Origin of the sequence: Luteitalea sp. (genome assembly GCF_044337415.1) — a bacterium.
GTDB lineage: Bacteria > Acidobacteriota > Vicinamibacteria > Vicinamibacterales > Vicinamibacteraceae > Luteitalea.
Genome location: NZ_JBIINP010000173.1, coordinates 1 through 8,636 on the forward strand (window position 1 = coordinate 1; position 8,636 = coordinate 8,636).

General features: G+C 70.9%; 9 protein-coding genes and 1 pseudogene. 7 read left to right on the plus strand and 3 right to left on the minus strand.

Annotated elements, in window-relative coordinates:
• The 4 genes and pseudogenes from ACIRDX_RS17905 to ACIRDX_RS17920 all read left to right on the plus strand — a co-directional run.
• Positions 1–416, plus strand: a pseudogene (locus tag ACIRDX_RS17905) (protoporphyrinogen oxidase); the annotation flags it as partial.
• 53 nt (positions 417–469) lie between these two features.
• Complete coding sequence (locus ACIRDX_RS17910) at positions 470–1,201, plus strand: O-methyltransferase (RefSeq protein WP_396626804.1); 732 nt, start codon at positions 470–472, stop codon at positions 1,199–1,201.
• A gap of 59 nt (positions 1,202–1,260) precedes the next feature.
• Entirely contained in the window at positions 1,261–2,169 is a 909-nt protein-coding gene (gene rocF / locus ACIRDX_RS17915; protein ID WP_396626805.1) for an arginase, read from the plus strand.
• 55 nt (positions 2,170–2,224) lie between these two features.
• A complete protein-coding gene (locus ACIRDX_RS17920) occupies positions 2,225–2,764 on the plus strand; it encodes a DUF2911 domain-containing protein (RefSeq protein ID WP_396626806.1) in 540 nt (179 codons plus the stop codon).
• A 94-nt stretch (positions 2,765–2,858) separates the two neighbouring features.
• On the opposite strand, the gene ACIRDX_RS17925 is transcribed toward ACIRDX_RS17920, so the two are convergent.
• Together ACIRDX_RS17925 and ACIRDX_RS17930 are read right to left on the minus strand one after the other, a co-directional pair.
• Complete coding sequence (locus tag ACIRDX_RS17925; RefSeq protein ID WP_396626807.1) at positions 2,859–3,134, minus strand: EscU/YscU/HrcU family type III secretion system export apparatus switch protein; 276 nt, start codon at positions 3,132–3,134, stop codon at positions 2,859–2,861.
• Positions 3,131–4,315, minus strand: coding sequence for a flagellar hook-length control protein FliK (locus ACIRDX_RS17930; RefSeq protein WP_396626808.1), 1,185 nt, complete (start codon positions 4,313–4,315; stop codon positions 3,131–3,133). The genes ACIRDX_RS17925 and ACIRDX_RS17930 overlap by 4 nt, the downstream gene beginning before the upstream one ends.
• A 93-nt stretch (positions 4,316–4,408) precedes the next feature.
• Between ACIRDX_RS17930 and ppk1 the strand changes: the two genes are divergently transcribed.
• From ppk1 to ACIRDX_RS17945, 3 genes are read left to right on the plus strand one after another with little or no spacing between them, the layout of a single operon-like run.
• Positions 4,409–6,577, plus strand: a complete 2,169-nt coding sequence (gene ppk1, locus ACIRDX_RS17935) for a polyphosphate kinase 1 (protein ID WP_396626809.1) — start codon at positions 4,409–4,411, stop codon at positions 6,575–6,577.
• Positions 6,577–7,275 (plus strand): carbohydrate-binding family 9-like protein, encoded by a 699-nt coding sequence (locus ACIRDX_RS17940; protein ID WP_396626810.1) that lies wholly within the window; start codon positions 6,577–6,579, stop codon positions 7,273–7,275. The genes ppk1 and ACIRDX_RS17940 overlap by 1 nt, the downstream gene beginning before the upstream one ends.
• Entirely contained in the window at positions 7,272–7,826 is a 555-nt protein-coding gene (locus ACIRDX_RS17945; RefSeq protein ID WP_396626811.1) for a DinB family protein, read from the plus strand. The genes ACIRDX_RS17940 and ACIRDX_RS17945 overlap by 4 nt, the downstream gene beginning before the upstream one ends.
• Positions 7,827–7,839: 13 nt before the next feature.
• Here ACIRDX_RS17945 and ACIRDX_RS17950 read toward each other — a convergent pair whose 3' ends face one another.
• Entirely contained in the window at positions 7,840–8,568 is a 729-nt protein-coding gene (locus tag ACIRDX_RS17950; protein WP_396626812.1) for a DUF4397 domain-containing protein, read from the minus strand.
• Positions 8,569–8,636: the final 68 nt, after the last annotated feature.

The following is an 8,636-nucleotide window of genomic DNA, read 5'->3' on the forward strand; positions in this document are numbered from 1 at the left end:
CCGGGCGCGAACCGCTGCTGGCGACCAGTTGGCTCAGCAACAAGTGGGCCGGACGGGCGCCCGACGATCGGGTCGTGCTCCGCGGCTTCTTCGGCGGGGCCTACGACGAAGCCGTGCTGCGCCACGACGACGAGACCCTGGTGAACACGGCGCACGAGAGCTGGGTCCGCCGATTCGGGATCCAGGCGCCACCGAGTCTGGCGCGGGTGGTGCGCTGGACGCGCAGCAGCCCGCAGCACGAGGTCGGGCACGGCGCGCGGGTCGCGCAGATCGAGGCGGCCCTCGCCGCGCTGCCCCCGGTGGCCGTCTGCGGCAGCGGCTTTCGCGCGGTGGGCATTCCGGATGTGGCCAGCGATGCGCGTACCACCATGCGGAGCCTGCTCGACGGCTGGCGTCAGGCCGCCGGCTCCCGCTGAGCGCCGCCAGGGCCCGACGCGGCAGGCGGGCCGAGGGGTAGAATTCTCGCCGCATGCTCGCGTCCCGATCCTTTGCCCTTCCTGCTGCCCTCGTGTGCAGCGCGCTCCTGTCCTCCGCCTGCGGCCAGGCCCCCGCCCCCCAGGCCACGGCCTCGGCGCCATCGTCGTCGGCCGCGCCGGGCGAGGCCACCACCGCCGTGCGCACCCCGGAGGAAGTCGCGGCTCTGCCAGCGCTCACGCCCGAGCTGCAGCAGTTGCTCACGCGCATCCGCGAGGCCGACAAGGGGCAGCTGGCGATTTCGGAAGAAGACGGCAAGTTCCTGCGCCTGATGATCGTCGCCAACGGCACGAAGAAGGCCGTCGAGATCGGCGGCGCGAGCGGCTATAGCGCCATCTGGATGGGGCTTGGCCTTCGCGAGACCGGCGGCACCCTCACCACCATCGAGTACGACCCGGTGCGCTCGAAGGAACTGCAGGCCAACATCGCGGCCGCCGGACTCGGCGACGTCGTGAAGGTGGTGGCGGGCGACGCCTTCAAGGCCGTCCCGGCCGAGCCGGGCACCTTCGACTTCGTCTTCATCGACGCCTGGAAGCCCGACTACCAGAAGTACTTCGAGATGACGTTCCCGCGCGTCCGCCGCGGCGGCCTCATCCTCGCGCACAACGTGATCAACAAGGGCGCCGACATGCAGGACTTCCTCGGCACCGTCAACGGCCGCGCCGACCTGCTCACGTCCATCGTGGCGCCGGGCAGCGAGGGCGTCTCCATCAGCCTGAAGCGCTGAGGCAGGCTCGTCTCAGGTCTCAGGTCTCAGGTCTCACGTCTCAGGACAGCGAGGGTCGCATGGCCGATATCCACTTGATCGGAGTGCCGCTCGACCTCGGCGGCGGTCGCCGCGGCGTCGACATGGGGCCGTCGGCGGTGCGCATCGCCGGGATCGCCGAGCGGTTGGTCGCGCTCGGCCACCAGGTGCGGGACCGCGGCGACATCGTGACGCCGACGCCGGAGACGCGCGAGGAAGGCGATCCGCGAAAGAAGTACCTGCACGACATCCAGGCTGTGTGCGAGGCGCTGTACGACACGGCCCTGGCCTCGCACGGCGCGGGAGCGTTCCCGATCGTCATCGGCGGCGACCACAGCCTTGGCGCCGGGTCGGTGGCGGCGTCCGCAGCCCACGCGCGGCGGCAGGGGCAGCCGCTGGGGCTCATCTGGGTGGACGCGCATGCCGACATGAACACCCCGCAGACGACCGTCTCGGGCAACGTGCACGGCATGCCGCTGGCGGCGTTGCTCGGTCAGGAGCCGGTGGAACTGGCGCGCATCGGCGGCGACGCGCCCAAGGTGTTGCCGCAACACACGGTGCTGGTGGGCATCCGGAATCTCGACGAACGCGAGAAGCAGGAGGTGCGCGCCTCGGGCGTGCACGTCTTCACCATGAAGGACATCGACCGGCAGGGCGCCGCCGCCGTGATGGAACAGGCGATTGCCCTGGCAGGCGCCGGGACGGCCGGCATCCACGTGTCGTTCGACCTGGACGTCTGCGACCCGGCCATCGCGCCAGGCGTGGGCACGCCCGTCCGCGGGGGACTCGACTACCGCGAGGCGCACATGGTGATGGAGATGCTGGCCGACGCCCGCCGCGTGCTCGCCCTCGACCTGGTCGAGGTCAACCCGGTGCTCGACCTGCAGAACACCACGGCCGTGCTGGCCTCGGAGCTCGCGGCCTCCGCGCTCGGGCAGAAGATCCTGTAGCCGCGCTATAGTTCGGTGTTCGCCTGTCGTTGGCAGGCCTTTCTGGAGGAACCGAATGCGTCGTGCGATCCTGACCCTTGCGGCGGCGGCAGCCGTCGTCGTTGCCCCCCTCGCCCTTCCCACCACCGCCTTCGCGCAGAAGGTCGTCTCGACGACGGCCGGCCGCGGCGGCAGTCCGCACGAGACCGTCGAGTACAAGGTCGGCGCGGCGACCGTCACCGTGATCTACGGCCGTCCCTACATGAAGGGCCGCAGCCTCGATACGCTGGCGCCCGCCGGCAAGGTGTACCGCACCGGCGCGGACGAGGCGACGACCCTCAAGACCGACAAGGCGCTGCAGATCGGCACGATCGCGGTCCCGGCCGGCACCTACACCCTCTACACGCTGCCGGGCTCGCCGTGGCAGCTGATCGTCAACAAGCAGACGGGCCAGTGGGGCACGCAGTACTCGGAGGCCCAGGACCTCGGCCGCACGCCGATGACCGCCGGCACGCTCGCCAGCCCGGCCGAGCAGCTGACGATCGCCGTCATCGGCAGCAACCTGGAGATTCACTGGGGCACGATGAAGCAGAGCGTGGCCATCAGCGCGAAGTAGCTGGCAGGACAGCGGCGCGGTGGGACACCGCGCCCTACCTCCGGTCGGCACACAGGTAGGGCCGGGTGTCCCACCCGGCCGCAACTCGACCTTCTCAGCGCGGAGCCGCGGTCCGCAACAGGAAGGCAATCACTTCCGCGACGGCGCGGTACAGCTCCATCGGGATCGCCGTGTCCGGCGGCAACTGCGTGAGCAGCTTCACGAGGTCGGGGCTCTCGTGGATGGGGATGCCATGTTCCCGGGCGAGCGCGATGATCCGCTCGGCGAGCGCCCCCTCCCCCGTCGCCACCACTTCCGGCGCCGGCGTCTCTCCCGGCACATAGCGCAGCGCGGCGGCGCGGCGACGGGGCACCAACGGCGCGTCGCTCATGCGCGGGTATCCAGGATGGTGCGCTGCGACGGCAGGTCCGGCAGGTCGTCGGGCGCACAGGCCCGCACCGGGTCCACCACGACGCGCGACAACGCCTGGGCGAAGCCCGCCGCCTCCAGCGCCGCGCCGAGTTCGGCCAGGCCAGCCTCGAGGCGATCGGCCGGCTCCGGCCCCTCGACGATGAACTCCGTGCGCACCTGCGCACCCACGACTCCCAATCGCACCTGCACACGACCGAGGCCCTCGAGCGCCAGGTCGAGTCGCACCTGTCGCCAGGGCGCCGGGTCGTCCCCGCCGCCCTGCTCGGGCGCATCCCGCTGCACACGCATGCGCAGCCGCATCTCGGCCTCGTGCCCGTCGACCTGCAGGGGGATGCGGACATCGACCACGCCCTCACGGGCCAGGTGAGCGGCGGTGCGCGCCTGCTCGGCCAGCAGCGCGTCCTGCAGTCCCCGCACGGCCTCACGCGCCCCGTCGAGTCCCGGCGGCGCCTGATCGAGCAGCGCCGACACCAACGCCAGGCGTGACCGGACATCGTGCGACGCCAGCGTCTCGGCATCCGGGCGGGCGTGCCGCACGACATCGGCCAGGCGGCGTTCGAGCAGCGCGCCGCCGTCGGCCACCCGCGCGGCGATGGCCCGGGCTACGGCGTCGGCCGCCAGCGCGGCCTCGGGCGTGCCCGCCGGCGGCATGGGCACCGGCACGGGCGCCAGCGATCGGACCAGCGCATGCGCCTGCGCCTCGCTGATCAGGCCCGACGACACGAGCGCCGGCAGCCAGCGGGCCACGCCCAGGGCGGCGGCGCGCACATCCGGCGCGTCGCGGGCCGCGAGAACGGCGGCCGCCAGCCCGTAGGTGACCTGCGAGACCGGCGGACCTGCCGGGGCGGGAGGTGCAGCGGGTGGCGGCGCTGCCGCGTCGGCTGGCTCGGCCCCGACGAGTTGCAACAGCGGGCGGTCGCCCCCCTGCACAACCTCGAGCCGCAGCCGGGTCCCCTCCGGGTAGCCCATGGGCGCGCCCGTCGCCACCCGGGCCCCCATCAGCGAGAGCAGGGTCGCCCCATCGGCCGTCGTGCCGAGCACCGTCGCCATGATGCGGACGCCAGGCGTGAAGGTCCCTGGCACCTGCACAGGCGTGATCGCCTCGGAGGGCAGCAACGGCGGCAGGAGGGTGATCTGCATGGGCGCGGTGGGCCCTCGGTCCCGGGCGTCACGACGGGGCGTCGGCGTGACGCTTTGTTATCATCGGCCTGAAATCGCCCAGGCGCGAGTCCAATGAACGCTACATCCTCGACGAAGGTCCGTCCCTCACGCGGCCGCGCCAGTAAGCGGCGAGTCCGGCTGCCCGCCCAACGCACCGACTGGTCGCAGTGCGATCCGGGCAATCTCGAGCACCCGTCGCTCTACATCAATCGCGAACTGAGCTGGCTCGAGTTCAACCAGCGCGTGCTGAACCAGGCGCTCGATGCGACGCACCCGCTGCTCGAGCGCATCAAGTTCCTTGCCATCGTCGCCACCAACCTGGACGAGTTCTTCATGGTGCGGGTGGCGACGCTGCTGAAGAAGTACCGCGCCGGCATCGAGGACGTGAGCCCGGACGGGCTGAACACCGAACAGCAGCTCGCGGCGACGCGCGCCCGCGCCAGCGAGATGATGGCGTCGCTGACGGGCTGCTGGCGCGAGCAGTTGCGCCCCGCGCTGGTCGACGAGGGCGTGTACATCCTCGAGCCCGAGGAGTACACACCGGCGATCTCGGAACACCTCGCGCGCTACTTCCGCGCCGAGATCCTCCCCGTCCTCACGCCCCTGGCCTTCGACCCCGGCCACCCGTTCCCGTACATCTCGAACCTCAGCCGCAACTTCGCGGTGGTCGTCAAGCACGCGGGGCGCACCAAGTTCGCGCGCGTCAAGATTCCGGCCACGCTCGATCGCTTCATCCCCGTGCCCGCCGACCTGTCCGGTAACGGCGGCCACGCCTTCGTGTTCCTCGAGGACGTGGTCCGGGCCAACCTGCAGCAGTTGTTCCCGGGGACCGAGTTGCAGTCGGCCCATCTGTTCCGGATCATCCGCGACACCGACATGGTGATCCAGGAGGACGAGGCCGACGATCTGCTCGAGACCGTCGACCGCAGCCTCAAGCAGTTGCGCTACGGCGCCCTCTGCCTGCTCGAGGTCGAAGACGCGATGCCGCGCCGCGTGTTGAACATCCTGGTCGAGAACTTCGAGATCGACGAGGACATCGTCTCGCGCACGGACGAGCGGATGGACTGGGACGACTGGCACCAGCTCACGAAGCTGCACCTGCCCCACCTGAAGGACGCGCCGTTCTCGCCCCGCGGCATCTGGTCCGGCTACACCGAGATCTTCGACGACCTCCGCGAGGAGGACGTGCTCGTGCACCACCCGTTCGACAGCTTCTCGGCGGTGGAGTCGTTCCTGCGCGCGGCGGTCGAGGATCCGCAGGTCATCGCCATCAAGATGACGCTCTACCGGATTGGCTCCAACTCGCCGCTGGTGGACATGCTGGTGGAGGCGGCTGAGCAGGGCAAGCAGGTGGCCGTGCTCGTGGAGTTGAAGGCGCGCTTCGACGAGCGGAACAACATCGCCTGGGCCAACCGCATGGAAGCGGCGGGCATCCACGTCGTCTATGGTGTGGTGAGCCTCAAGACGCACGCGAAGCTGTGCCTCATCGTGCGCAAGGAACCGGACGGCATCCGTCGCTACGCGCACGTCGGGACGGGCAACTACAACCGTGCTACCGCCGCCGTCTACACCGACATCGGCCTGTTCACGTCGGACCACGCGATCATCGACGACATCTCCGAGGTGTTCAACTACCTCACCGGCTACTCGAACCGTCGCGCCTACGACCAGTTGCTGGTGGCGCCGGTCGGCCTGCGCACCCAGCTCAAGGCGCTGCTGGACCGCGAGTGCGAGCACCAGCGCGCTGGCCGTCCGGCAGGCGTGATCTTCAAGCTCAATGCGGTCGCCGACCCGGGCATGATCCGCAACCTCTACCGCGCCAGCCAGTGCGGCGTGCGTGCCGACCTGATCGTGCGCGGCGTGTGCTGCCTGCGGCCGGGCATCCCCGGCATCTCCGAGACCATCAGCGTCAGGTCGATCGTCGGCCGGTTCCTCGAGCACTCGCGCATCTACTACTTCGAGAACGGCGGCGACCCGGAGGTCTACATCGGCAGCGCCGACCTGATGGAGCGCAACCTCGATCGACGGGTCGAGGTGCTCTGCCCCGTCCACCAGCCCGACCTGAAGGCGCACCTGCGCGACGTCGTCCTCGAGACCCTGCTCGCCGACACCGACCGCGCCCGCGCGCTCCAGACCGACGGGTCGTACATCCCCGTGCCGAGCCCCTCCGGTGTCGACCCGGTGAACGCCCAGCGGCGGTTGCTCGACGTCTACTCGCTGCTCTCGTCCTCGGCGCTCTGATGGTCGACATGTACCGCGGGCCGGAGGCGGACCTGCAACCCACCGTGTACCGGGCCAGGCACGCGGCGGTCGACGAGCACGCACTCCTCGACGGCGACGGCTGGGACGCGGCCATGGCCATCACGTGGGGGCCGGACGGTCTCGCGACGACGTTCCGCGCAGTGTGGTTGCCCCGAGGCCTCGCGGTGCGCTGGGACGTGCAGGACGTCTTGCCGTGGGCCACGCGCACCCAGCGTGACGACTGCCTGTGGGACACGGAAGTGGTCGAGGTGTTCCTCGACCCGACACGATCCGGCACCGACTACGCCGAACTCGAGATCACGCCGGCCAACGTGGTGTGCGACCTGCACATCGAACGCCTCGAGCCGGAGCGGGTGGTGCACCTCGGGTGGGACTTCGCCGGGCTGCGGACCCGGGTGCACCGCGCCGACGGGACCGATGACTGGACGGCCATCGCCTGGATGCCGTTCGAGGACTTCGCCACGATCTCGCCGCGCGTCGCCGCCTGCGTACCGGTGAGGCCCGGCGACGAGTGGCACTTCAACGCATTCCGCATCAAGCGCCCCGGCGGGCCGGACCGGCCCGAGGACGACGTGCTGTATGCCGCCTGGTCCGTGCCGGACGGACCGACGTTCCACGCGCCCTCGTTCTTCCGGCGCCTCGTGTTCGAGGGACAGGTCGAGGACGAGAGCCGATGACGACCGCCGAGCAACTCACCAGCCTGCGAGCGGCGCTCGACGCCGCAGACGCCCGCGCGGCGGCGCTCGCCGCGTCGTGCCCTCCTGGCGCCTGGACGCGTCGCCCGCCAGACGGCGGCTGGTCGCCCTCCGAGTGCCTCCAGCACATCGTCCTGTCGGTGGACGCCATGCTCACGCGCATGGACGCGGCGATCGCCGACGGACATGCCCGAGGCCTGCGCGGAGACGGCCCCTTCCGCCCTGGCCTGCTGGGCCGGCTCCTGATCTGGTCCCTCGAGCCGCCCTACCGCCGGCTGCGCTCGAAGACGCCCGCCGCGTTCGTGCCCGCCACGGCGGACACGCCGGACCACGATGTCGCCGCGCTGCGCGAGGCGCACGACCGTGTCCGGCAGAGTCTGGCGCGCGCGGAAGGCCTCGCGCTCGACCGGCTCACGATCGTGTCGCCGTTCGAAGCGCGGGCCTCGTACAACCTCTACGCCGCGTTCGCCATCCTGCCCGTGCACGCCCGCCGCCACCTCTGGCAGGCCGAGCAGGCCCTCGCGCGGCGCTAGCGGGTACCTGCCGTCAGGGCCGCGGCAGGTTGCTGTAGTCCTTCACCACCACGTCGAGGGTGTTGCTGCCGGGCGCGCCGACGATGAAGAACAGGAACGCGGCGTTCTGCCCGATGTTCACGTGGGCGGGTCCGATCACGGGCGCCACGGTACCCGACACCGCCGCCACGAGTTGCCAGGCGCCCGAGGGCACGCTCGCCACCGCGCGTTCGTTGTTCACCATCTGCCGCACCAGGAACGCCGTCTGGCTGAACGACCCGAAGTCGCCGCCCAGGTACACGTCCACCGCTGGCGCGGCGGCCGTGTGGAACACGTGGACGCGAGCCTTGTTGTTCACGGTCGGCGACAGGTCGACCACGTACTTGCTGGCCGTGGGAGCGCCAGACGCGGAGAGGTGCGCGATGATGGCGGCATCCTCATTGGCGTTGAGCATGATGTTGGCGGGGCCGATGATCGCCGGCAGGCCGCACGGTCGCGACGGGTTGGCCGGATGCACGGCCACGCTGATGGTGCCGGCCGGCAAGGCCAGCGGGCCGACCACCTGCTTGTACCGGAAGCCGGGCAAGGCGCAGGCGCCATTCACCGACACGTCCACCGGCAGGTCGGCGGCGGCTCCCACCGCGCCACCAGGGATGCCGTGGACGACAACCACACGGGCCGGTTGGGATTGCGCCGACACCGTGGATACCGAAGACACGCTCAACGCGGCGCACGCCGCCATCATCTGCAGGGTTCGCTTCATCGTTCTTCCCTCCTCTGGTTCAGGGCGATCGGGCCCTCGCACGGCCCGCTGCGCATCGCCCCCTTGAA